This window comes from Streptomyces clavuligerus (genome assembly GCF_005519465.1).
Lineage (GTDB): Bacteria > Actinomycetota > Actinomycetes > Streptomycetales > Streptomycetaceae > Streptomyces > Streptomyces clavuligerus.
In genome coordinates this window covers 1132100-1154431 of sequence record NZ_CP027858.1, presented here as the reverse complement: position 1 = coordinate 1154431, position 22332 = coordinate 1132100, and the positions used below count along the sequence as shown (strand labels likewise).

19 protein-coding genes are annotated in these 22332 nt (G+C 73.8%); 4 read left to right on the top strand and 15 right to left on the bottom strand.

Annotated elements, in window-relative coordinates:
* Positions 1-884 precede the first annotated feature (884 nt).
* The 9 genes from CRV15_RS04655 to CRV15_RS04615 form a co-directional block, all read right to left on the bottom strand.
* Positions 885-4217: an FtsX-like permease family protein gene (locus tag CRV15_RS04655; RefSeq protein ID WP_003962161.1), complete on the bottom strand. Its 3333-nt coding sequence runs from the start codon at positions 4215-4217 to the stop codon at positions 885-887.
* A 433-nt stretch (positions 4218-4650) separates the two neighbouring features.
* Positions 4651-5424, bottom strand: coding sequence for a DUF3159 domain-containing protein (locus tag CRV15_RS04650; protein ID WP_003955548.1), 774 nt, complete (start codon positions 5422-5424; stop codon positions 4651-4653).
* 3 nt (positions 5425-5427) lie between these two features.
* Positions 5428-5856 carry an OB-fold nucleic acid binding domain-containing protein gene (locus CRV15_RS04645; RefSeq protein ID WP_003955549.1) on the bottom strand — a complete coding sequence of 143 codons (429 nt, stop codon included), beginning with the start codon at positions 5854-5856 and terminating at the stop codon, positions 5428-5430.
* An 88-nt stretch (positions 5857-5944) separates the two neighbouring features.
* The gene (locus CRV15_RS04640; protein ID WP_009997782.1) at positions 5945-6634 is read right to left on the bottom strand and encodes a response regulator; all 690 of its coding nucleotides are present in this window, start codon (positions 6632-6634) and stop codon (positions 5945-5947) included.
* 139 nt (positions 6635-6773) lie between these two features.
* Positions 6774-9317 (bottom strand): sensor histidine kinase, encoded by a 2544-nt coding sequence (locus tag CRV15_RS04635; protein WP_003955552.1) that lies wholly within the window; start codon positions 9315-9317, stop codon positions 6774-6776.
* Between the two features lie 218 nt (positions 9318-9535).
* Positions 9536-10267 carry an ABC transporter ATP-binding protein gene (locus CRV15_RS04630; protein ID WP_009997783.1) on the bottom strand — a complete coding sequence of 244 codons (732 nt, stop codon included), beginning with the start codon at positions 10265-10267 and terminating at the stop codon, positions 9536-9538.
* Between the two features lie 212 nt (positions 10268-10479).
* Positions 10480-11271 carry a DUF3710 domain-containing protein gene (locus CRV15_RS04625; protein ID WP_003955554.1) on the bottom strand — a complete coding sequence of 264 codons (792 nt, stop codon included), beginning with the start codon at positions 11269-11271 and terminating at the stop codon, positions 10480-10482.
* 1 nt (position 11272) lies between these two features.
* On the bottom strand, positions 11273-11794 hold the full coding sequence (gene dut / locus CRV15_RS04620) for a dUTP diphosphatase (RefSeq protein WP_003962164.1): 522 nt from the start codon (positions 11792-11794) through the stop codon (positions 11273-11275).
* The gene (locus CRV15_RS04615; protein ID WP_009997785.1) at positions 11794-12405 is read right to left on the bottom strand and encodes a PaaI family thioesterase; all 612 of its coding nucleotides are present in this window, start codon (positions 12403-12405) and stop codon (positions 11794-11796) included. The genes dut and CRV15_RS04615 overlap by 1 nt, the downstream gene beginning before the upstream one ends.
* A 146-nt stretch (positions 12406-12551) precedes the next feature.
* Between CRV15_RS04615 and CRV15_RS04610 the strand changes: the two genes are divergently transcribed.
* The gene (locus tag CRV15_RS04610; RefSeq protein WP_003962166.1) at positions 12552-12998 is read left to right on the top strand and encodes a DUF3093 domain-containing protein; all 447 of its coding nucleotides are present in this window, start codon (positions 12552-12554) and stop codon (positions 12996-12998) included.
* A gap of 93 nt (positions 12999-13091) precedes the next feature.
* Here CRV15_RS04610 and CRV15_RS04605 read toward each other — a convergent pair whose 3' ends face one another.
* The 4 genes from CRV15_RS04605 to CRV15_RS04590 all read right to left on the bottom strand — a co-directional run bounded on the left by CRV15_RS04605 (position 13092) and on the right by CRV15_RS04590 (position 16748).
* Positions 13092-14138, bottom strand: a complete 1047-nt coding sequence (locus CRV15_RS04605) for a hypothetical protein (RefSeq protein WP_003955559.1) — start codon at positions 14136-14138, stop codon at positions 13092-13094.
* Positions 14139-14150: 12 nt separating this feature from the next.
* Positions 14151-14447 carry a DUF4193 domain-containing protein gene (locus CRV15_RS04600; protein WP_003955561.1) on the bottom strand — a complete coding sequence of 99 codons (297 nt, stop codon included), beginning with the start codon at positions 14445-14447 and terminating at the stop codon, positions 14151-14153.
* Between the two features lie 397 nt (positions 14448-14844).
* Positions 14845-16089 carry a sensor histidine kinase gene (locus tag CRV15_RS04595; protein WP_003955562.1) on the bottom strand — a complete coding sequence of 415 codons (1245 nt, stop codon included), beginning with the start codon at positions 16087-16089 and terminating at the stop codon, positions 14845-14847.
* A 5-nt stretch (positions 16090-16094) separates the two neighbouring features.
* Positions 16095-16748, bottom strand: coding sequence for a response regulator transcription factor (locus CRV15_RS04590; protein ID WP_003955563.1), 654 nt, complete (start codon positions 16746-16748; stop codon positions 16095-16097).
* Positions 16749-17091: 343 nt separating this feature from the next.
* On the opposite strand from CRV15_RS04590, the gene CRV15_RS35830 reads away from it, so the two are divergent.
* On the top strand, positions 17092-17253 hold the full coding sequence (locus CRV15_RS35830) for a hypothetical protein (protein ID WP_009997787.1): 162 nt from the start codon (positions 17092-17094) through the stop codon (positions 17251-17253).
* A gap of 130 nt (positions 17254-17383) precedes the next feature.
* Here the strand turns inward: CRV15_RS35830 and CRV15_RS04585 are convergent, their stop codons facing one another.
* Positions 17384-18205, bottom strand: a complete 822-nt coding sequence (locus tag CRV15_RS04585; RefSeq protein ID WP_003962168.1) for an inositol monophosphatase family protein — start codon at positions 18203-18205, stop codon at positions 17384-17386.
* 92 nt (positions 18206-18297) lie between these two features.
* Complete coding sequence (locus CRV15_RS04580; RefSeq protein WP_003955566.1) at positions 18298-19425, bottom strand: ferrochelatase; 1128 nt, start codon at positions 19423-19425, stop codon at positions 18298-18300.
* Positions 19426-19599: 174 nt separating this feature from the next.
* Here CRV15_RS04580 and CRV15_RS04575 point away from each other — a divergent pair, with 174 nt between their 5' ends.
* Positions 19600-20856 carry an MFS transporter gene (locus CRV15_RS04575; protein WP_003955567.1) on the top strand — a complete coding sequence of 419 codons (1257 nt, stop codon included), beginning with the start codon at positions 19600-19602 and terminating at the stop codon, positions 20854-20856.
* A complete protein-coding gene (locus CRV15_RS04570) occupies positions 20810-22135 on the top strand; it encodes a D-arabinono-1,4-lactone oxidase (protein ID WP_003955568.1) in 1326 nt (441 codons plus the stop codon). The genes CRV15_RS04575 and CRV15_RS04570 overlap by 47 nt, the downstream gene beginning before the upstream one ends.
* Positions 22136-22332: the final 197 nt, after the last annotated feature.

Genomic DNA, 22332 nt, shown 5'->3' with positions numbered 1-22332 from the left:
CCGCTGCCCGGTGGTGGGGGGTGCGGGGCGGCCCCCACCACCGGCCCCGGCCCCGCACCGTGCGATCGGTTGACGCGGGAGCCGACGGCCTGCGGAATTCCGCACGGTGTGGGCTGCGGCCGGGGGCCGGCCCCCGGGCCCCCGCGCCTCGCTCTCCCCCGGAGGGGGAACTCCCACGGGGCTGGGTCTTGGGCTCGTCCGCGCAGGTCGGGCGGGGCTGGGGTGTGCGGTCGGACCCGCAGGTCCAGCCCGTCCGGGGTTTGGGGACGGGCGATCCCGCACGGTGCGATCGGTTGGCGAGTGGGCCGACGGTGCGGGGGATTCCGCACGGTGCGGGCTGCGGCCGGGGGCCGGCCCCCGGGCCCCCGCGCCTCGCTCTTCCCCAGCGGGGGCACCCCCACGGGGCCGGGGTGTGGGGTCGGACCCGCGTATTCAGCCCGTCCGGTGTGTGGGGACGGACCCCGCACCGTGTGATGGGCTGATGCGCGGACCGGCGGTGCGCGGGAGTGCGGGTGGTGGTCGGGGGTCGGTGCCCGCGCCTCAGCCTCCCCCGGAGGGGGTACCCCCATGGGGCTGGGGTGTGGGGTCGGACCCGCGTATTCAGCCCGTCCGGTGTGTGGGGACGGACCCCGCACCGTGCGATGGGCTGATGCGCGGGCCGACGGTGCGCGGGAGTGCGGGTGGTGGTCGGGGGTCGGTGCCCGCGCCTTGGCCTCCCCCAGTGGGGGTACCCCCATGGGGCTGGGGTGTGCGGTCGGACCCGCGCATTCAGCCCGTCCGGTGTGTGAGGACGGACCCCGCACCGTGCGATCGGCTGACGCGGGAGCCGACGGCGCGCGGGCGGCGCCCACCCGGCGGGGGACTCGGACGGCCTCCGGCGCATCTCACTCACCCCCCGGCACCCGCAGGGCCCCCGCCTCGTTCCCCCGGCGCAGGGCTAGCGCCCCCACGATGAGGACGGGGACGGCGGCGACGGCGGTGAGGAGGGTGGCGACACGGTCGAGGGGGAGGTGGACCAGGACACCGGGGATCGGCTGGGTGGCCTGGCCGGTCAGGACGATCAGGGGGACGACGGCACGGGTGAGGACGGTGCCGACACCGACACCGATCAGCAGGCCCAGCACGATCAGCAGGGACTGCTCCGCGGCCACCAGCCGGGCGAGCTGCCGCCGCGGCGCGCCCAGCGCCCGCAGCACCGCGAACTCCGCCGCCCGCTCCCGCAGCGCCCCCGCCGTGGCGACGGCGAACCCGACCGCCGCCAGCAGGGCCGCGGCGACTGCGGCGGCGAGCAGCGCGGTCTGCGGCCCCGCGCCCAGCGGGTCCTCGTGGAGCGCCCGCGCGACCTCGTCGCGGACCTGGACCTGGCCCGGGTCCATCGACGGCCGCGCCCGCACCGCCGCCGCCACCTCGGCGGCCTTGCCCGCCTCGGGGTAGAGCCACCACTCGGACACCGGCAGCCCGCCGTCCGGCCGGGCCGCGAGCGCCTGGTTGACGGCGTGCAGATCGAGGAGGACCGCCCCGCCGTCGAGCCGGGCGGCCTCCGGACCGGCGGCGGCGCCGGGCCCGAGCGTGGGCAGCTGGCGTGCCACGGCGGCGATCCGCACCTTCACATCGCCGCCCGGCAGCGGCACGGAGAGCGTCGAACCGGCCTTCGCGCCGGTGGACTTCGCGAACTCCTCGGTCACCAGCGCGGCGGGCACGGGGGGAGCGGCGCGCGGCGGCACCGCGATCCGTACCGACACCGAGGGCTCGGCGGTCCAGCCGTCCCAGGACGAGACCCCCGCGTGGTACTCGACCTCCAGCGGGGTGCGGGCCCCGGCCCGCACCGAGGTCACGGCGGGCTCGTTCCGCTGCGCGTCCGCGCTGCCGGTGCTCGCCGTGCCCCGCCAGGCGAGTGCGGGCGGGGCCACCGGCCGCTCGGTGCCGTCGCGGCCGACGGCCCGCAGCCGCTCGACCGTGAAGCGCTTGCGCGTGATCTTCTCCGAGGCGCCGACCTCGTGGAACTCGACGGCGGTCAGGGTCAGCGGCCCCGCCGCCCGGCCCGCCGGGGCCCCGGCCGCCGCGTCCAGGTCGAGCCGGAGGGTGTGCCGCCGCCCGTCCTGCGGGAGATCGCCGAGCTGCATCCGGTAGCGCACCCCGTAGCGGTCCTCGACCACGACGCCGACGCTGTTCGCGCGCGGCTCGCCGCTCTCCGGGTCCACGGCACCGCCGCCGGGGACCCGCAGCCGCAGATCGAACACGAGCCGTGCCGTGTCCTTCGGCAGCACGATCCCCGCGGGGGCCGTCCGCTGCGGCCGGAGCGCCGTCAGCAGCCGGGCGGGGTCGCCGTCCACGAGGTCCCGGCGCGGCCGGAACCCCCCGTCGGCGCGGGCGGTGTCCAGCGCCAGGACGGTCGCCTGCCGCCCGCCCGCCAGCGACATCCCGGTACGGGCCGCGGCGACCGAGGACCGGACGCCCGGCATGCCGTCGTACACCCCGGACTGGCCGAACTGCGGAAGCGTTCCCCCGTTCAGCACCCGTACCGGCGCACCGGACGCGAAGTCGGCCTGATCGTCCTGGGAACGGTCCCAGGAGGCCCCCTGACCGATCGCCAGCATCCCCATCGCCACCGCGAGCACCAGCAGCAGCACGGGCCCCGTGCCCCGCCTCGGCCTCCGGCTGAACTGCCAGCCCGCCAGCGGGACGATCAGCCCCCGGGCCCGCCGCGCGCTCCGCTCCGCGAGCCGCGCGGCGGGCGGCAGCAGCCGCAGGGTGAGCACCGTCGCGGCGAGCAGCGCCAGCGCGGGCGCCACCACCAGCAGCGGATCGACACCGAGCCGCCCGGCCCGGTCGCCGCTGAGCGTGCCGGTGCCCGAACCGCGCCGCTCCAACTGCCAGTACGCCACCCCGGCGACCGCGAGCAGCGCCAGATCGGCTCCGGCCCGCAGCGGCCCCGGCAGCTCCCGGGGCGCGCCCCGCCCGGCCCGGGCCGCCGCCAGCGCGGGGGCGACCACGGCCAGCGCGCACAGCAGCGCCACGCCGCCGCCGACCAGCCACAGGGCGGGTGTCGGACCGGTCTCGATCCGCAGCCCGATCCGGGCCAGGGCCCCCCGCTCCGTGAGCAGTCCGGTCAGCGGCCCCGCGAGCAGCGGCGCGGCCACCGCGGCGGGCAGCGCGAGCAGCAGCGCCTCCAGCGCGGAGAGCCAGGCGATCCGGGTCCGGGACGCGCCCCGGGCCAGCAGCGCACGGGTCTCGCCCGCGCGTTCGGTGCTGAGCAGCCGGGCCACCAGCAGCAGGGCGTACCCCGCGAGCAGCACGAGCTGCAAGGAGACGATCAGCAGGGTGGCCCGCGCGACCAACAGCGCCCGTTCCAGCCGGTCCAGCGTCTCGGGCAGCGCGGTGCGGGCCACCACCCCGGCGTCCTTCAGCGCGGGCCGCGCCGACAGATGGGCCTGGCTGTCGCGCGCGGCCGTGCGCAGCGCGCCGATCCGGTCCGCGCCCAGCGCCGAGAAGTCGGCGGTGGCGAGCCAGCCCGGCTTCCCCCGGCTGATCCGGTCCGAGCGGAGGACGTCGGGGTGGGTCAGCAGCGGACCGTAGGTGGTGAACTCGCTGTCCTCGCGCACACCGCGCCCGGCGAGGTCGTCCAGCCTCCAGTACGGGTCCCGGATGTCGGCGGGCCGGTAGGTGCCGGTGATCCTGATCCGTACGGGGGCGCCGCCCATCCGGTCGGTGAGCTTCAGCACCCGGGGGCCGGGGGAGAGCCGCAGCCGCTCGGCCGCGGTCTCCGCCAGCGCCACCTGCACCACGTCACCGGGGGCGGCCGTGGGCCAGGTGCCCGCCGACAGCCGGGTCCGGGAGCGGTCCAGGTCGGCGAAGGCCGTGAGGTCGGGCTCGCCGCCGCGCTCCGCCCGGGGCCGCAGCGAGCCCGGCAGGGCGTACGTGCCGGAGCGGTCGAACGGGCTCAGCGTCACCGGCAGTCCGTCGAAGGCGAGCGCCGCCCCGCGCGCCGCGTCGCGTGCCGTGGCCGCGCGGTCCTCGCCGGGGTTCTCGACGGTCACGAAGAGCGCGGCGGACGCGGCGTCACGGGTGGTGAGCGCCTTCTTCAGGCCCGCGTCCCCGACGGCGCCCGCGAAACCGGCGAGTGTGGCGAGGACGGCGGTGGTCAGCGCGATCGCGAGCAGCGCTGCCGTCAGCAGCAGCCGGTGCCCCCGTGCGCGGAGAAAGACGAACCCCACCACCGTGCGCCCCCTGATTCCCCGTGTCCCCCGGGATTCCCCCGAAAGCCCTTTCGGGCATGTGTTCGCAGATTTTTGCAGAGCTTCGCAGAGCGACGGGCCGAAGAGAACGTCTGCCCGGAGGACTTGATGGGATCGTGATCACCGCGATTCCCGCAGGTCGGCGCCGACCCGGGCGGTACGCCGGGGAACGGGCGGCGGCCGGGCCCGAGCGATTCCCGTCCGGCCCGGTCCGCCCCGTCCGGGCCGCGCCCGGTCGGGCCCCCGGGCGGCAGCACGCCGTGACCACCGGGAGGGCACCGTGACCACGGGGGGCACCGCGATCACCGGGCAGCCGCCGCGAAACGGCCCCGGAAGCCCCGGGCAGCGCGAAGGCCGCCGCCCACCGAGTGGACGACGGCCCGTGCCACGGCCCCGGGACCCCGGGGCCGAAGCGCTACTCGCCCGTCTGCGCGGCGGCGCCGCGCTCGCGCTCCTGCTCCGCGCGCTCCTTGGCCTCCAGCTCCGCGAAGACATCGATCGGCGGCGGCGCCTTCGCCAGGAACACCCAGGTCAGATAGACGGCCAGCAGGAAGGGCGGAATCTTCAGCGCCACCAGCACCCAGCCCAACTGGGTGGTGTCCGCCCACCAGTACAGCGGGAAGAGGATCGCCGACTTCCCGAGCAGGATCAGCCCCCAGGCGTAGCTCGCCTTGGTGTACGCCTTCTTGCGCCCGGGGTTGCGGGTGCGCCAGGACAGGTTCTCCTTGAAGACCGGGCCCAGCATCAGCCCGATCAGCGGGACACCGGCGACGGCGGTGACGATGTACGCCAGCGCCAGGCCCAGGGTGTAGAGCATCCCCGGGAGATAGAAGTCCTTGGCGTTGCCCGTCATCATCGCGAAGACGACACCGAAGGCCACACCGAAGATCCCGCTGAAGGCGTGCTTCGCGGTGTCCTTGCGCAGCAGCCGGACCGCCACCAGGACCAGCGAGACCGCGAGCGCGGCGATGGCCGAGGAGTGGAGATCCTTGTTGACGGTGTAGATCGTGACGAAGAGCAGGCCGGGCACGACCGTCTCCACCATGCCCCGCACCCCGCCGAACGCCTCGAACAGCGCCGCCTCGGTGACGGCCGCGGAGTCGGCGGGCCCCCCGGGGCCCGGCGCGGTGGGGCCGGGGTCGGCCGTGGGGTCGTTCGTCGTGGTGGTCGGCTTGTCGGAAGACGTCACCGGCTACTCCTGTCCGAGCGGTCGGAGTTCGTATGTGGGGTTGAACAGCACACGGCGGCCGTGGCTCATGGAGATGCGGCCGGAGACGATGAGCCTGCGGCCCGGCTCTATGCCCGTGATCGAACGGCGGCCCAGCCAGACGACGTCCAGGGGGGCCGTGCCGTCGAACAGCTCCGCCTCCAGCGCGGGCACCCCGGCCCGGGGGCGCAGGGTGACCGTGCGCAGCGTACCGGTCACCCGGACGATCTCGCGGTCGCCGCACTCGGCGATCCGGGTGCACCCCGACGCCTGGGCGGCCTCCTGGAGTTCCTCGGACTCCAGATCCTGCTGGGAGCTGGAGAGCCGGTCGAACATGCGCCGGAAGCGGCCGGCGGGCTTCGCCGCCTTGCCGCCCGGCCCCAGGCCGCTGCCGCCGGGAGGTGGTGCACTCATGCAGCAAGCGTACCGGCCGCCGCCGACAGCGACCGGCCCCGCCGCCGACACCCCCGGCACGGACCCGGCCGCGGCCCGCGGCGGGCCCTCAGGCGCGCTCGAAGCGGTACCCCATGCCGGGCTCGGTGATGAAGTGCCGCGGATGCGAGGGGTCGGCCTCCAGCTTCCGCCGGAGCTGCGCCATATAGACCCGCAGATAGTTGGTCTCCGTCCCGTACGAAGGCCCCCACACCTCCTGGAGCAACTGCTTCTGGCTGACCAGCCGCCCCGTGTTGCGCACCAGGACCTCCAGCAGATGCCACTCGGTCGGGGTGAGCCGGACATCGCGCCCGTCGCGGTTGACCTTCTTCGCCGCCAGGTCGACGGTGAAGCTCTCCGTCTCCACGATCACCACGTCGTCGTCCCCGCCGCCCACCGGCTCCGCCCGGCGCACCGCCGCCCGCAGCCGCGCCAGCAGCTCGTCCATCCCGAACGGCTTGGTGACGTAGTCGTCCGCGCCCGCGTCCAGCGCCTCGACCTTCTCGTCGGAGGTGTGGCGCGCCGAGAGGACGAGGATCGGGACCCGGGTCCAGCCGCGCAGCCCCTTGATCACCTCGACCCCGTCCATGTCCGGCAGGCCGAGGTCGAGCACCACGACATCGGGGTGGCGGGCCGCCGCGAGCTGGAGCGCGGTCGCGCCGTCGGGGGCCGCGTCCACCTCGTACTTGCGCGCCTTCAGATTGATCACAAGGGCACGTACGATCTGCGGCTCGTCATCGACCACCAGCACCCTCGTCATCGTGGGCCTGCCTTTCTGTCCTTCTCGGAGCGCGACCGGCGTCCCGGTCGGCATGGGGGGAGTGGAGCTAGGGATAGATCATGGGAGCCGCGGCGGCCGGACGGAACCGCGCGGGAGGAACCGGCCACCGGGTGGTCCGTCACGAGGTGATCCGGGCCGGGAGATCGGCGCTGACGGGCTCGACGCCCGGCGCCGCCTTCAGGGTGAGGACCATGGTCATGCCCCCGCCGGGGGTGTCCTCCGCGCTGAGGGTGCCGCCCATGGCCTCCGTGAAGCCCCTGGCCACCGCCAGCCCGAGCCCCACCCCGGCGCCGCGCGGCGCGTCCCCGTACCGCTGGAACGGCTCGAAGATCCGTTCCTTCTCGTCGTCGGGGACCCCCGGTCCGCGGTCCGCGACCCGGACCTCCACCCGGTCGCCCAGCGCGCTCGCGGACACCGACACCGGCGTCCCCGCGGGGCTGTACTTGACGGCGTTCTCCACGATGTTCGCGACCGCGCGCTCCAGCAGCCCCCGGTCGACGGCGACCATCGGCAGCGACTCGGGGATGTCCAGCTCCACGCTCTCGTCCGGTACCGAGACCAGCGCCATCGGCACCACCTCGTCCAGGTCCGTCACCCGGATCAGCGGGGTCACCGTCCCCGTCTGGAGCCGGGACATGTCCAGCAGATTGCCGACCAGGTGGTCCAGCCGGTCGGCTCCGGCCTCGATCCCTTCGAGGAGTTCGGCCTCGTCCTCCTCGGACCAGGCGACGTCGTCGGAGCGCAGCGAGGAGACGGCGGCCTTGATCGCGGCGAGCGGGGTCCGCAGATCGTGGCTGACGGCGGCCAGCAGCGCGGTGCGGATGCGGTTGCCCTCCGCCAGGGTGCGGGCCTCCTCCGCCTGGCCGACCAGCCGCTGGCGGTCGAGCACCACCGCGGCCTGGGCCGCGAAGGCGGCCAGCACCCGCCGGTCCTCCGCGGGCAGCACCCGCCCGGAGAGCGCGAGCGCCATGTGGTCGCCCACCGGCATGTCCACATCGGCGTCCTCGGGCCGGACCACCGACCGCGGACCCACACTGCCCGCCGTGGTCCACGGGTCGACGTCGCTCCTGCGCTCCAGCAGCGCCACCGACTCCATGCCGAACGTCTCCCGCACCCGCTGCAACAGGGCGTCCAGAGTGGTCTCGCCGCGCAGCACACTGCCCGCGAGGAAGGACAGGATCTCCGACTCGGCCCGCAGCCGGGCCGCCTGGTGGGTGCGGCGGGCCGCGAGGTCGACCACCGACGCCACCGCGACCGCCACCGCGAAGAAGATCACGATCGCGACGATGTTCTTCGGGTCGTACACCGTGAGCGTCCGCACCGGCGGGGTGAAGTAGAAGTTCAGCAGCAAGGAGCCCACCGCGGCCGAGGCGAGCGCGGGCAGCAGCCCGCCGAGCAGCGCCGCCAGCACGGTGAGGAAGAGGAAGAGCAGCACGTCGTTGGCGAGTCCCAGCGAGTCGTCCAACCCGGTGAGCAGCAGCGACAGCAGCACCGGAGCGGCCACACCGACCAGCCAGCCCGCGATGATCCGGGAGCGGCCCAGCCGGGCGCCGCGCGCCACCGGCAGCCCGCGCCCCTTGCCCGCCTCGTCATGGGTGACGATGTGGACATCGAGGTCGGGGCCCGAGTCCCGGGCGACGGTCGCGCCGACCCCGGGTCCGAAGATGTACTGCCAGGCTTTCCTGCGGCTGGAGCCGAGGACGATCTGGGTGCCGTTGACGCCCCGGGCGAACTCCAGCAGCGAGGCCGGGATGTCGTCGCCTATGACATGGTGGAAGGTGCCGCCCAGATCCTCCACCAGGGTCCGCTGAAGGTTCAGCTCCTTGGGGGAGGCCGAGGTCAGCCCGTCGCTGCGGGCGATGTAGACCGCGAGGATCTCGCTGCCGGAGCCCTTCGCGGCCATCCGCGCGGCCCGGCGGATCAGGGTGCGTCCCTCGGGGCCGCCGGTGAGGCCGACCACGATCCGCTCCCGGGCCTGCCAGGTGGAACGGATGTTGTGCTCGCCCCGGTACTGCTGGAGGTACTCGTCCACCCGGTCGGCGACCCAGAGCAGGGCCAGCTCGCGCAGCGCGGTGAGGTTCCCCGGGCGGAAGTAGTTGGACAGGGCCGCGTCGACCTTGTCCGACTTGTAGATGTTGCCGTGGGCCATCCGGCGCCGCAGCGCCTGCGGGGTCATGTCGACCAGCTCGATCTGGTCGGCCCGGCGGACCACCTCGTCGGGCACGGTCTCCCGCTGCCGCACCCCGGTGATCGACTCCACCACGTCGCCCAGCGACTCGAAGTGCTGGATGTTGACGGTCGATATGACGTCGATGCCCGCCGCGAGCAGTTCCTCGACGTCCTGCCAGCGCTTGGCGTTGCGGGAGCCGGGGACGTTGGTGTGCGCCAGCTCGTCCACGAGGGCGACGGCGGGACGGCGCTCTAGGACGGCGTCGACGTCCATCTCGGTGAAGACGGCGTCCCGGTACTCCAGCTCCCGGCGGTGGATCTGCTCCAGCCCGTGGAGCATCACCTCGGTACGGGGGCGGTCGTGGTGCTCCACGAAGGCCACCACACAGTCCGTGCCGCGCTCCACCCGGCGGTGCGCCTCGGAGAGCATGGCGTACGTCTTGCCCACGCCCGGTGCCGCGCCCAGGTAGATCCTCAGCTTGCCGCGTGCCATGGCCTCATTGTCTTTCCGGTTCAGCTGGTGTGCTCACAGCTGGTGTGCTGCGACGACCTTACGGCGAATGAATCGGGCAAAGCGGACGGGTCGGTGCCGGTGGTCCCTCTTTGACGGGATTCTGATGCGCAGGGTACTGGCCTGGGAACGGTACGCGGCGGGGCCCTGGGCCCCGCGTCCGCGCACCGGAGACCGGAGGGCGGGCCCAGCGGGCGGGCTCAGTGGGCGACGAGTCCGCCGTCGTTCAGTTCGAGCACCCGGTCGGCGAGGCCGAGAAGCTGGGAGTCGTGCGTGGCGACCAGCGCCGTCACCCCCTCCGTGCGCACCACCGCGCGCAGCAGCTCCATCACGGCGAGTCCCGTCTCGGCGTCGAGCTGCCCCGTCGGCTCGTCGGCGATCAGCAGCGCGGGGCGGTTGGCGAGCGCCCGCGCGATGGCGACCCGCTGCTGCTGGCCGCCGGACAGCTCGCCGGGCCGCTGGGCCGCCTGCTCGGCCAGCCCCACCAGCGACAGCAGCAGCCGCACCCGCTCCTCGCGCTCCCGGGCGGGGGTACGGGCGAGCCGCAGCGGCACCCCGACGTTCTCGGCGGCGCTCAGAATGGGGATCAGCCCGAAGGACTGGAAGACGAAGCCGATCCGGTCCCGGCGCAGCCCCAGTAGCCCGTTCTCGGCAAGACCGCCCAGCTCCACCCCGTCGACGGCGATCCGCCCCGCGTCGGGGGTGTCGAGCCCGCCGACCAGGTTGAGCAGGGTGGTCTTGCCGGAGCCGGAGCGGCCCTTGAGCGCGACCAGCTCACCGCGCGGGATCTCGAAGGAGACGCCGCGCAGCGCGTGCACGGCCGTCGCGCCGGAGCCGTAGGAGCGGTGCAGCCCCTCCACCCGGACCATGGGCCCCGCCGCCCGGTCCTCCGCGAGCGCCGTCCCGGCGCCGGACTGCTCGGTCTCGGCCACTGTGTCCCCCTCGTCCGTCCGACCGGGCCCGGATGTCCCGGCCGTCCGACCACTGATTCCGACCACTGATATGGATCTTCGGCACAGTACGGGGAAAAGGCGCCGGGCCGCACCCCCCGAGGGGGTACGGCCCGGAAACGTCCTGTGGTGCGCACCGCCACCGCCCGGCGACGGGCGCCTTCCGGTGGCGGCGGCGCGGAGAGCGGCCGGGGTCAGCGGACCTCGGTGATCTCCGGACCCCGCTGGAGCTGGCCCACGCTGCCGGAGAACCGGGAGCCCTCCTGCTCCTCCTGCTGCACGCCCTCGGGCACCATCTGGGCGTCCTCGGGCAGCTTCAGCACGATCGGGTCGCGCGGGGCCATCGGGCCCTCGCCGCGCACGACGACCGTGTCCCGGAAGATCTGCTCCAGCAGTCCGGCGGCCTCGGGCTGCACCGCGCCCTGCCCGGAGATCACTCCGCGCAGGAACCAGCGGGGGCCGTCGACACCGACGAACCGCACGAGCTGCACCCCGCCGGTGCCGTCCGGGAGCTGTACGGGGACCTGCGCCCGCAGCTCCCAGCCCAGCGGGCCCTCGACCTCGTCGATGACCCCGCCCTGCTGGGTGATACCGGCGGCGATCTCCTCGCGCACCTCGCCCCAGATGCCCTCCCGCTTGGGCGCGGCGAACGCCTGGAGCTGCACGGCGCTGTCCCGCAGCACGACCGTCGCCGCGACGATCGCGTCACCGGCGACCTCGACCCGCAGCTCCATGCCCTCGACCCCGGGGACGAAGAGACCGCCCAGGTCGACGCGGCCCTCGCCGGGCCTGCCCACCTCGGAGACGTCCCAGGGGCCGTCCGGCCTCGGCGCCGGCGGAAGGTTCACCCGGTCAGGGGCCGTGCCGTCGGCGTCCCCGGAGTCCTCGCCGGTCGCCTCGGTGTCGCGCTCGTCGACGACCTGCTCGGCCTCGCCCGCTGCGTCCGCGGCCTCCGCGGAACCACTCTTCTTGCGACGTCCGAACACGTCACTGTCCTTCCCGCTCGGATACGACGGAAGCGTATCGATTCCCACCCGTTGAGCCGCCCACCGCGGCGTGACCACCGGTGGACCCGAAGCCCCCCGCGGCCCGCGCCGAGCCGGGAAGCTCCGCCACCTCGTGGAAGCGCACCTTCTCGACCTGCTGGACGACCAGTTGCGCAATCCGGTCGAATCGCTCGAACCGCACCGTCTCGCGCGGGTCGAGATTGACCACGATCACCTTGATCTCCCCACGGTACCCGGCATCGATGGTCCCTGGGGCATTGACGAGGGCAACTCCGCAGCGGGCGGCGAGCCCGGAGCGGGGGTGCACAAAGGCCGCGTACCCGTCGGGGAGCGCGATGGAGACCCCCGTGGGCAGCACCGCGCGCTCACCCGGGGCCAGCTCGGCGGTCTCACAGGTGACCAGGTCGGCGCCCGCGTCGCCCGGCTGCGCGTACGTCGGCAGCGGCACCTCGGGGTCGACCCGGCGGATCAGTACGTCGACGGGGCTCGGGAACTGCGGCATCAGGGGTTCACCTCGAAGGCGCGCGCACGGCGGATCTGGTCGGGGTCGGCCATCGCGGCGCGGATCTCCTCGGGGCGGCCGTTGTCGGTGAAGTGCTCCACCTTGACCTCGATGAAGAGGGCCTGCGCACGGACGGCCACCGGGCCCTCGGGGCCGCCGATGCGGCCGACCGCGCGGGAGTAGATCTTGCGCCCGGCCACCGCGACGATCTCGGCCTGGAGGAAGAGCACGGTGCCCACGGGCACGGGGCGGACGAAGTCGGTCTCCAGCCTGCCGGTGACCGCGATCACCCGCAGCAGCCAGTTGAGCGAGCCCAGCGTCTCGTCGAGGGCGGTGGCCAGCACCCCGCCGTGCGCCAGACCGGGGGCGCCCTGGTGGGCGGCCTGCACCGTGAATTCGGCGGTGATCGTCACGCCGTCCCCGGCCCGCGCCTCCAGATGCAGACCGTGGGCCTGGGCCCCGCCGCAGCCGAAGCAGTCGTCGTAGTGGGAGCCGAGCAGTTCACCGGGGGCGGGCGCGTCGGGGTGCCGGACCGGCGGCAGGGCGTTCGGCGGCGGGGTCAGGGCCGGGGGCGCGGAGTGCGCGTCCCGGTGATGGTTCTCAGTGCTCACAGGCGCAGACCTTACCCGCGGTCGCCCCGGCCGGACCACGTGAGCCGCTCCGCCGTCCGGGCCGCCGGTCCCGCCGGGGCGGGGCCCGTCCGGGGTGCCCCGGGCCGCCCGAGGCCCCGCCGGGGCGGCATGCCAAGCTGGACGCCATGCAGCCATCCGCCCCGCGCTACGACGAACGCCTGACCGTCCCCCGCTCCTGGTGGGCCCTGCCCGCGCTGGCGGGTTTCTCCGGGGCCCTGGTCGCCACGCCGATCGGCCCCGCGTGGATGATCGGCGCCCTGGTGCTGTCCGTGGTCCTCGCCGCGGTCCTGGTCAGCTCCTACGGCTCGGCCCGCATCCGGGTGGTGGCGGACTCCCTCGTCGCGGGCGACGCGCGGATTCCGCTGACGGCCCTCGGCGACGCCGAGGTGCTGGAGCCGGAGGAGGCGCGCGCCTGGCGGTCCTACAAGGCCGACCCCCGGGCCTTCATGCTGCTGCGCAGCTATGTCCCGACGGCGCTGCGGGTCAAGGTCACCGACCCGGCCGACCCGACGCCCTATCTGTATCTGTCCACCCGGGACCCGAAGGCCCTGGCCGCCGCGCTGACGCCCTGACCGGACCGGGGTGGCCCACCGGGCCCCGCACCGGCTCCCTCCGGTCCCGTACCGCCCTGTGGAGGCCCTGCGGGGTCCTTTGGGCGGTGCGGGTCAGCGTTCCAGCTCACGCGGGGGCTGAAGGCCCTCCAGCGGGTACTCGGGCTGCTCCAGCGGGGGCAGCCCCGGCAGCGCGTTCCACGGGACCTGCCGCTCCCGCAGATCCTTGCGGACGCGCTCCGCGAGCTGGCGGGTGTCCCGGCGGTTCATGACCGCGCCCACCGCCGCACCGATCATGAACGGCATCAGATTCGGCAGGTTGCGGATCATGCGTTTCATGATCTGCTGGCGCAGCTCGCGCTTGAGACCGCCGCTGAGCGCGACGTTCTTGTACGTCATGGGGTTCGCGGGGTCGATGCCGCGCTCCTCGGACCAGGCGGCCAGGTAGGCCGTGGTCCGTTCCTTGAGCGTGCCCTCGGGCCGCAGTCCGTAGACCTCGTGCAGCTCGGCGATGAGCTTCAGCTCGATCGCCGCGACCCCGGTGATCTCGGCGGCCAGCTCCGCGGGCATCGCGGGCGGCACGGGCAGCATCGCCGCGGCCCCCACACCCGCGCCGACCGTGGCGGTGGCGGTGGACGCGCCCGCGATCAGCTTGTCGGCGAGTTGCTCGGGGGTGAGCCCGGGGAACTGGGCGCGCAGGGTCGCGAGGTCGCGCACCGGCACCCGGGGCGCGTTCTCGATGATCCGGTCGGCGACGAAGCCGACGGCCGCCCTGGCGCCCTCGCCGCCGCGGCGGACGCCTTGGCGCATCGAGGCCAGCCGGGGGAACCGGGGCCCGCTCCCCGCCGCGGCGGGGAGGACGGCGTCCGGCTCCCGGGGCAGCGCCCCGGAGGGAACGTCCGGGGAACCCGGCGCGGGGACCGCGGGCGCGGTCCCGGGACGGTACTGGTCGGAAGCGGCCGGGGCGGGGAGCCCGCCCGCCGGGACCGGACGGCCCCGCTCATCCGCACCCTCGCCCTGGGGCGCGAGGGCGGACGAGCGGGCCCCGTCGTCGGTCGGGCGCACGCCGGCGCCGTCCGACGGGCCGCTGCCGCCCTGCTGTCCCTCCGTGGGCTTCCAGCGCGGGAAGCGCCGCTTCCTGGACGGTGTATCGCCTGTCACGACCGACGGACCTCAGTCGCAGTCGCGGCAGATCGGCTGGCCGTTCTTCTCCCGTGCGAGCTGGCTGCGGTGGTGCACCAGGAAGCAGCTCATGCAGGTGAACTCGTCCGCCTGCTTGGGCAGCACCCGGACGGCCAGCTCTTCGTTGGACAGGTCGGCGCCGGGCAGCTCAAGGCCCTCGGCCGCTTCAAACTCGTCGACGTCGACAGTCGAGGTCGACTTGTCGTTCCGCCTGGCCTTCAGCTCTTCCAGGCTGTCCGAATCGACGTCGTCGTCGGTCTTGCGTGGGGTGTCGTAATCCGTTGCCATGTGTCGCTCTCCCCCTCTGGGTGGTTGCGGTGTCTCCAGCGCAGGTAACGCGTGAGAGGTCGGACTTTGTGCCCGACCTGAGGCGGAGATTTTGCCTCACATCAAGGTCTGTTACTCAATCGACACCCAACCGGATCTCTCAAGAGTGATCGTGTTGGATGGCGATGGGGACCGTACACGATCCCAATCCCGCAGCTCACGGGCGCCACCCCGTGTAGTTCCCGCCTGGCCCGCCCCCGGAAACCAGGACTTTTCCCAGCTTTCCGGAAAGGGTGGCCGTGACGGAGCGGAGATGGCCTGAACGTCATCTCTGTGATTGATCACACATCGCACCTCCGGGGCAGATCCCGAAAATTCCGCGTAAAGCGAACGGGTCGGGGGTGCGGTCGGCGGTCTCTCAGAGCGGAAGAGTGACGCGCATCACGAGCCCTCCCCCTTCCCGGGGCTCCGCGATGATACGGCCCCCGTGAGCGCGTGCCACCGAACGGGCGATCGAAAGGCCGAGACCGACCCCCTTGTCGCTGCCGGTCCGGTCCTGGCGCAGCCGGCGGAACGGCTCCCAGATGTTGTCGATCTCGTACGCGGGAACCACCGGTCCGGTGTTCGACACGACCAGAACCGCCTGCCCGTGCCCGGCCTCGGTGGCCACCTCCACCCAGCCGTCCTCCGGGACGTTGTAGCGCACGGCGTTCTGCACCAGATTGAGCGCGATGCGCTCCAGCAGCACCCCATTGCCCTGGACGACCGCCGGCGCACGCTCCCCGCGGATCTCCACGCCCTTCGCCTCCGCCTCCGCGCGGGACTGGTCGATCGCCCGGGAGGCGACCTCCGCCAGATCCACCGGTTTGCGCTCGAAGGTCTGGTTGTCGCTGCGGGCGAGCAGCAGCAGCCCCTCCACGAGCTGCTCACTGCGCTCATTGGTGGCCAGCAGGGTCCGCCCGAGCTGCTGGAGCTCGACCGGCGCCCCCGGGTCGGAGAGATGGACCTCCAGCAGGGTGCGGTTGATCGCCAGCGGGGTGCGCAGCTCGTGCGAGGCGTTGGCCACGAACCGCTGCTGCGCGGTGAACGCCCGGTCCAGCCGGTCCAGCATCTCGTCGAAGGTGTCCGCCAGCTCCTTCAGCTCGTCGTCCGGGCCGTCCAGCTCGATCCGCCGGGAGAGGTCGGTCCCGGCCACCCGGCGGGCGGTGCGGGTGATCTGCCCCAGCGGGGAGAGCACCCGGCCCGCCATGGCGTAGCCGAAGGCGAAGGCGATGACGCTCAGCCCGAGCAGGGCGAAGAGCGAACGCTGGAGCAGATCGTCCAGCGCCACCTCGCGCTCATGGGCGAAACAGGCGCTCAGGACGGAGTTGGCCTGCTCGGCGGAGAGTCCGGGCATCAGCGCCGGACAGGAGTCGTTGGTCCGCTGGATACGGCTCTCCGGCAGCAGCTTGAACGGCAGCGAACTGCCCGAGGTCAGCGCCTGCGCGGCCAGCAGATAGATGATCGACAGCAGCAGCACACCGGCGATCAGGAACATCCCGCCGTACAGCAGCGTCAGCCGTATCCGGATCGTCGGGCGCAGCAGCGGACGGACGGGGGAGCGCGGGTCCCAGGTCGGCTTGGGCGGCGCGGCCGGGGGCAGCGGGGCGGGGGTGGCGGCCATCCCGGTCAGATCCGGTATCCGGAACCGGGCACGGTGACGATCACCGGGGGCTCCCCGAGCTTGCGGCGCAGGGTCATCACGGTCACCCGCACCACATTGGTGAACGGGTCGGTGTTCTCGTCCCACGCCTTCTCCAGGAGCTGCTCGGCCGAGACCACCGCGCCCTCGCTGCGCATGAGCACCTCCAGGACGGCGAACTCCTTGGGCGCGAGCTGGATCTCCCGGCCGTCCCGGAAGATCTCCCGGCGGTTCGGGTCCAGCTTGATCCCGGCCCGCTCCAGGACGGGCGGCAGCGGGACCGTCGTCCGGCGGCCGAGCGCGCGCACCCGGGCGGTCAGCTCGGTGAACGCGAACGGCTTGGGCAGATAGTCGTCCGCCCCCAGCTCCAGACCCTCGACCCGGTCGCTGACGTCACCGGACGCGGTGAGCATCAGCACCCGGGTCGGCACGCCCAGCTCCACGACCCTGCGGCAGACGTCGTCACCGTGGACCAGGGGGAGGTCGCGGTCGAGGACGACCACGTCGTAGTCGTTCACCCCGATGCGCTCCAGGGCCGCGGCGCCGTCGTACACGACATCGACGGCCATGGCCTCCCGGCGCAGTCCGGTGGCCACCGCATCGGCGAGCAGCTGCTCGTCCTCGACGACGAGTACCCGCACGTCTTGTTTCCTTCCTCAGGGCCCGTCACAGGGTGATCAGGGCGGTTCCCGCACGGCTTGTGCGCCTCCCATCCTGCCTGTTACGCGGGTAAACCGGCTGTAAGGCGGAGCGTCACCGGGACGGGCGCCCGTCCGATCGGGGAATCGTGGGGATTCCCGGGCTGTTCGAGGTTTCCCCGGCGGACGGCCGGGGGAGGACGAGAAGACACCCGCGATCACACCCCGTAACGGCACAAGCGCGCGCGACCCCGTGCCACCTGGTGATCACCCCGCCCTGCCATGCCGCAGGGAACCCCGAACCGAGGCACACCCCGTGCCACCTACCCACGACGAGGGGGCGCACATGGACGCATTCACCGCAGGACTCCTCCAGCGGATAAAGGCCGCGGAGTCCGACCTCACGCTGGCCCGCGAATCGGGCGACGACTTCCTCGCGGACGTCGAGCAGGCGGAGCTGGACGACCTCCGCCGACTGGCCGCGGAGCACGGAGTGCGGGTCGGCTGACGGCCTCCCTGCCGTCGACGGGCCCCGGCCGCGCACTGCGCGCGGTCGGGGCCCGTCGACGTTCACCCGCCGTTCACCCCGGACGGCCCGTGCGTTTCCGCGGGGCGGGCCGGGGCGGTGTCGCACGGGGTCAGTCGTGCCAGGCGCCCAGCTCGTCGAGGAGCCCCTGCAAGGGGCCGAAGAGCGTCGGCGAGGCGGCCACGGTCAGGTCGTGCGCGGGCGGTGAGCCGGGACGCCCGCCGGTCAGGGCACCCGCCTCGCGGGCGATCAGGTCCCCGGCGGCCAGGTCCCACGGGTGCAGCCCCCGCTCGTAGTAGCCGTCGAGCCGGCCCGCCGCCACATCGCACAGGTCCACCGCGGCCGATCCGCCGCGCCGCAGGTCCCGCACCCTGGGGAGCAGCCGCCGGGCCACCTCCGCCTGGTGCTCCCGGACGGTCTGGACGTAGTTGAACCCGGTGGCCACCAGCGACTGGTCCATCGGGGCCGGGGGACGGCAGCGCAGCGGACGGTCCCCGCAGTACGCGCCGCCGCCCGCCACCGCCCGGAAGGTCTCCCCGCGCATCGGCACCTCCACCACCCCGGCCACGGTCGCGCCGCGGTACTCGGCGGCGATGGAGACCGCCCAGGTCGGCAGCCCGTAGAGGTAGTTCACCGTGCCGTCCAGCGGGTCGATGACCCAGCGCACCCCGGTGGTGCCCGCCGTGGCCGAGCCCTCCTCGCCCAGCAGCCCGTCCTCGGGGCGGTGCTCCGCCAGCAGCGAGGTGATCAGCTTCTCCGCCGCGATGTCCATCTCGGTGACCACGTCGATCGGGCTGGACTTGGTCGCGGCGACCCCGAGATCGTCGGGGCGCCCGTCGCGCAGCAGCTCCCCGGCCCGCCGCGCCGCCTCCAGCGCCAGGGCCAGCAGCTCGGACCGGAGCGCGTCGTCGATGTCGTCGGTGGTGCGGGGCATGGCTCTCTCCTCGGTGCTGGGACCCGGGCCCGGGGTCCACGGGCTCACGCGGGCACATCCGGGCCGGGGGCGGCAGGCACCCCGGCCCGGTCTCAGGCGTAGGGGCTGTCGGCGCCCGCGGCGGCGGGCCGGGGCGCGCGCGCCGGGCAGCAGCCGATGGGGCAGAGGTCGTGCGAGGGGCCGAGCGGGCCCAGCGCGCAGGGCCGCACCGGCTCGCCGCGCTCGGCCGCCGCCCGCTCCAGCACCAGCTCGCGCACGGCCGCGGCGAACCGGGGGTCCGCGCCGACCGTCGCCGAGCGGCGCACCGGCAGCCCCAGCTCCGCCGCCCTGGCGACCGCCTCGGTATCCAGGTCGTACAGCACCTCCATATGGTCCGAGACAAAGCCGATCGGCACCAGCACGGCGGCCGGGGCCCCCTCGGCGTGCAGCTCCTCCAGGTGCTCGCAGATGTCCGGCTCCAGCCAGGGGATGTGCGGGGCGCCGCTGCGCGACTGGTAGACCAGCCGCCACGGGTGGTCCACGCCGGTCTCCTCCCGGACGGCGTCCACGATCAGCCGGGCCACGTCCAGGTGCTGGCGCACATACGCCCCGCCGTCGCCGTGCCCCTCCACCGGGCCCGAGGTGTCCGCCGCCGCGGTGGGGATGGAGTGGGTGGTGAACGCCAGCCGCGCGCCGTCCCGCACCCCGGGGGGCAGCTCCGCGAGCGACGCGAGCACCCCGTCGACCATCGGCCGGACGAATCCGGGGTGGTTGAAGTAGTGCCGCAGCTTGTCGACGCGGGGCCGGGCGATGCCCTCCGCCTCCAGGGCCGCCAGCGCGTCCGCCAGGTTCTCCCGGTACTGACGGCACCCCGAGTAGGAGGCGTACGCGCTGGTCGCGAGGACGGCGATGCGCCGGTGGCCCGCCAGGGCCAGCTCCCGCAGGGTGTCGGTCAGATACGGCGCCCAGTTGCGGTTGCCCCAGTGGACGGGGAGGTCCAGACCGTGGTCCGCGAAGTCCTTCCGCAGCGCCGCCAGCAGGGTGCGGTTCTGCTCGTTGATGGGGCTGACCCCGCCGAAGCGGAAGTAGTGCTGCCCCACCTCCTTCAGCCGCTCCTTGGGGATGCCCCGGCCACGTGTCACGTTCTCCAGGAACGGGACGACGTCGTCCGGGCCCTCGGGGCCGCCGAACGAGAGCAGCAGCAGGGCGTCGTAAGGGGCGGGATCGCGCTCATCGGACATGGCTCCGATCCTGCCACCCGCCACTGACAGCGGGGCCACCCACCCGCCGCGCCCCGGGCCGATCCGGCCAGGAACGGAACCGGGCACCGGCTGCCGAGGGGTAACCCCCGTGCGCGACGTCACCCGGAGGGCGTAATCTGCACAGGCCGCCCATATGCCTTACCGGAGAGCCCGTTGCCCAGCAGCTATCGCGCCATTTTCACCGCACCCGGCACCAAGCGGTTCTCCGCTGCGGGCCTGTTCGGCCGGATGCCCCTCGCCATGATGGGCATCGGCATCGTCACCATGGTGTCCCAGATCACCGGCCGCTACGGGATCGCCGGGGCGCTCTCGGCGACCGCGGCCCTCTCCATGGCGGTGCTCGGCCCCCAGATATCCCGGCTCGTCGACCGCTACGGACAGGCGAGAGTGCTGCGGCCCGCCGCGCTCGCCTCGACGGCGGCGGTCGCCGGGCTGCTCGTGTGCGCCGTCCAGGAGGCGCCGACCTGGACCCTCTTCGTCTTCACCGCGGTGACCGGCTGTGTGCCCAGCGTGGGTGCCATGATCCGGGCCCGCTGGACCGAGATCTACCGCGACCGGCCGCGCGAGCTGCACACCGCGTACTCGTGGGAGTCCCTGATCGACGAGTTGTGCTTCGTCTGCGGACCGATCGTCGCCATCGCCCTGTCGACGAGCGTCTTCCCCGCCGCCGGACCGCTGGCCGCCGCCGTGCTGCTGCTGATCGGCGTCTTCTGGCTGAGCGCGCAGCGCGACACCGAGCCGCCCGTCCACCCCCGGGAGGGGGACCGGAAGAGCGACAGCGCGATCCGGCTGCCCGGGCTCCAGGTCCTGGTGGTCACCTTCGTCGCCGTCGGCGCCGCCTTCGGCGCGGTGGACGTCGTCAGCGTGGCCTTCGCGGAGGAGCAGGGGAACAAGGCCGCCGCGGGCATCGTCCTCGGTCTGTACGCGCTGGGCTCCGCCGTCGCCGCCGTGGTCTTCGGGATGCTCGACCTCAAGGGACCGGCGCCCCGGCGGTGGCTGATCGGGGTCACCGCGATGGCCGTGAGTATTATCCCCCTCCAACTGGCCGGGGATCTGGTGTTCCTGGCCGTGGCGCTCTTTGTCGCGGGCATGGCCATCGCACCCACGATGGTGACCACGATGGCCCTGGTCGGACACCATGTGCCGCGTTCCAGCCTGACCGAGGGCATGACCTGGGTCAGCACCGGTCTCGCGATCGGAGTGGCCCTCGGCTTCTCGGCCGGGGGCTGGGCGGTCGACGAGGCGGGCGCGGAGGCGGGGTTCCTGGTGCCCGCGATCGCCGGAGCCGCCGCGGTCCTGTCCGCCCTCCTCGGCTACCGCCGGCTGAAGCGGCCGGTGCCGACGGCGGAGGGACAGCAGGTCGATGACCACGGTCAGCGCGAGCGGCACAGCGACACGAGCATGGCGTAACTGGGCGGGCACCGTCACCGCCCGCCCCGCCCGTGAGGTCTCACCCGCCTCGGTGGACGAGGTGGCCGACGCGGTGCGCCGGGCGGCCGAGGACGGGCTGCGGGTCAAGACGGTCGGCAGCGGCCACTCGTTCACCGCCATAGCCGCCACCGACGGGGTGCTGATCCGGCCGGATCTGCTCACCGGCATCCGCCGGATCGACCGCGCGGCGATGACCGTGACGGTCGAGTCCGGCACCCCGCTGCGGCGGCTGAACGCCGCGCTCGCCCGGGAGGGACTCTCCCTGACCAACATGGGCGACATCATGGAGCAGACGGTCGCCGGGGCCGTCAGCACCGGCACCCACGGCACCGGCCGGGACTCCGGCTCGCTCTCCGCCCAGATCACCGCCCTGGAGCTGGTCACCGCCGACGGCACCGTGCTCACCTGCTCCCGCGCGGAACGCCCCGAGGTCTTCGCGGCGGCCCGGGTCGGCCTGGGCGCGCTCGGAGTGCTCACGGCGGTCACCCTCGCCGTGGAGCCGCTGTTCCTGCTGCGGGCCCGTGAGGAGCCCATGTCCCTCGACCGGGTCACCGCGGAGTTCGACGCCCTGCACGCCGAGAACGAGCACTTCGAGTTCTACTGGTTCCCGCACACCGACAACTGCAACACCAAGCGCAACAACCGCAGCGCCGGTCCCGCCGACCCGCCCGGGGCGTTCAGCGGCTGGGTGGAGGACGAACTCCTCTCCAACGGCCTGTTCCAGGTCGCCAACACGCTGGGACGGGCCGTCCCGAGGGCCATACCGGCGGTCGCCCGTGTCGCCAGCCGGGCGCTTTCCGCCCGTTCGTACACCGACATCCCGTACAAGGTCTTCACCTCGCCGCGCCGGGTGCGGTTCGTGGAGATGGAGTACGCGCTGCCGCGCGAGGCGGCGATGGCGGCGCTGCACGAGGTGCGGGCGATGATCGGGCGTTCACCGCTGAAGGTCAGCTTCCCGGTGGAGGTGCGGACGGCCCCGGCGGACGACATCGCCCTCTCCACGGCCTCGGGGCGCGAGACCGCGTACATCGCCGTGCATCTGTACCGGGGGACGCCGCACCGGGCGTACTTCACGGCCGTGGAACGGATCATGACCGCGCACGGCGGCCGTCCGCACTGGGGCAAGCTGCACACCCGGGACGCGGAGCGGCTGGCCGAGGTGTACCCCCGGTTCGGCGAGTTCACGGCCCTCCGGGACCGGTTGGACCCGGAGCGGCGGTTCGCGAACGACCATCTCCGCCGGGTGCTGGGGTCCTGACGCGGGGACAGCGGGGCCAGCGCGGCACAGCGTCGGGTGGCGGCGTCGGGGGTGGCTTCCGGCCCCGCCCGACGGGGTGCCATATGTGAAGGAAATCATTCCATTTGGGAAGATTCTGTGAATCCGTGGAGCCTTGGTGCGAGTGCGGGCAGTGGGGCGGAGTGCGCGGGGAGAAGTTCGGCGGCGCGTCAGTCCAC

Bases quoted from the DNA above. Each gene is read 5' to 3' on its own strand.
- CRV15_RS04570 (WP_003955568.1), top strand. From the start codon at position 20,810: ATGACCACGGTCAGCGCGAGCGGCACAGCGACACGAGCATGGCGTAAC.
- CRV15_RS04645 (WP_003955549.1), bottom strand. From the start codon at position 5,856: ATGAGTGCACCACCTCCCGGCGGCAGCGGCCTGGGGCCGGGCGGCAAG.
- CRV15_RS04640 (WP_009997782.1), bottom strand. From the start codon at position 6,634: ATGACGAGGGTGCTGGTGGTCGATGACGAGCCGCAGATCGTACGTGCC.
- CRV15_RS04585 (WP_003962168.1), bottom strand. From the start codon at position 18,205: ATGCCCCGCACCACCGACGACATCGACGACGCGCTCCGGTCCGAGCTG.
- CRV15_RS04595 (WP_003955562.1), bottom strand. From the start codon at position 16,089: ATGGCCGCCACCCCCGCCCCGCTGCCCCCGGCCGCGCCGCCCAAGCCG.
- CRV15_RS04580 (WP_003955566.1), bottom strand. From the start codon at position 19,425: ATGTCCGATGAGCGCGATCCCGCCCCTTACGACGCCCTGCTGCTGCTC.
- dut (WP_003962164.1), bottom strand. From the start codon at position 11,794: ATGCCGCAGTTCCCGAGCCCCGTCGACGTACTGATCCGCCGGGTCGAC.
- CRV15_RS04610 (WP_003962166.1), top strand. From the start codon at position 12,552: ATGCAGCCATCCGCCCCGCGCTACGACGAACGCCTGACCGTCCCCCGC.
- CRV15_RS04635 (WP_003955552.1), bottom strand. From the start codon at position 9,317: ATGGCACGCGGCAAGCTGAGGATCTACCTGGGCGCGGCACCGGGCGTG.
- CRV15_RS04600 (WP_003955561.1), bottom strand. From the start codon at position 14,447: ATGGCAACGGATTACGACACCCCACGCAAGACCGACGACGACGTCGAT.
- CRV15_RS35830 (WP_009997787.1), top strand. From the start codon at position 17,092: ATGGACGCATTCACCGCAGGACTCCTCCAGCGGATAAAGGCCGCGGAG.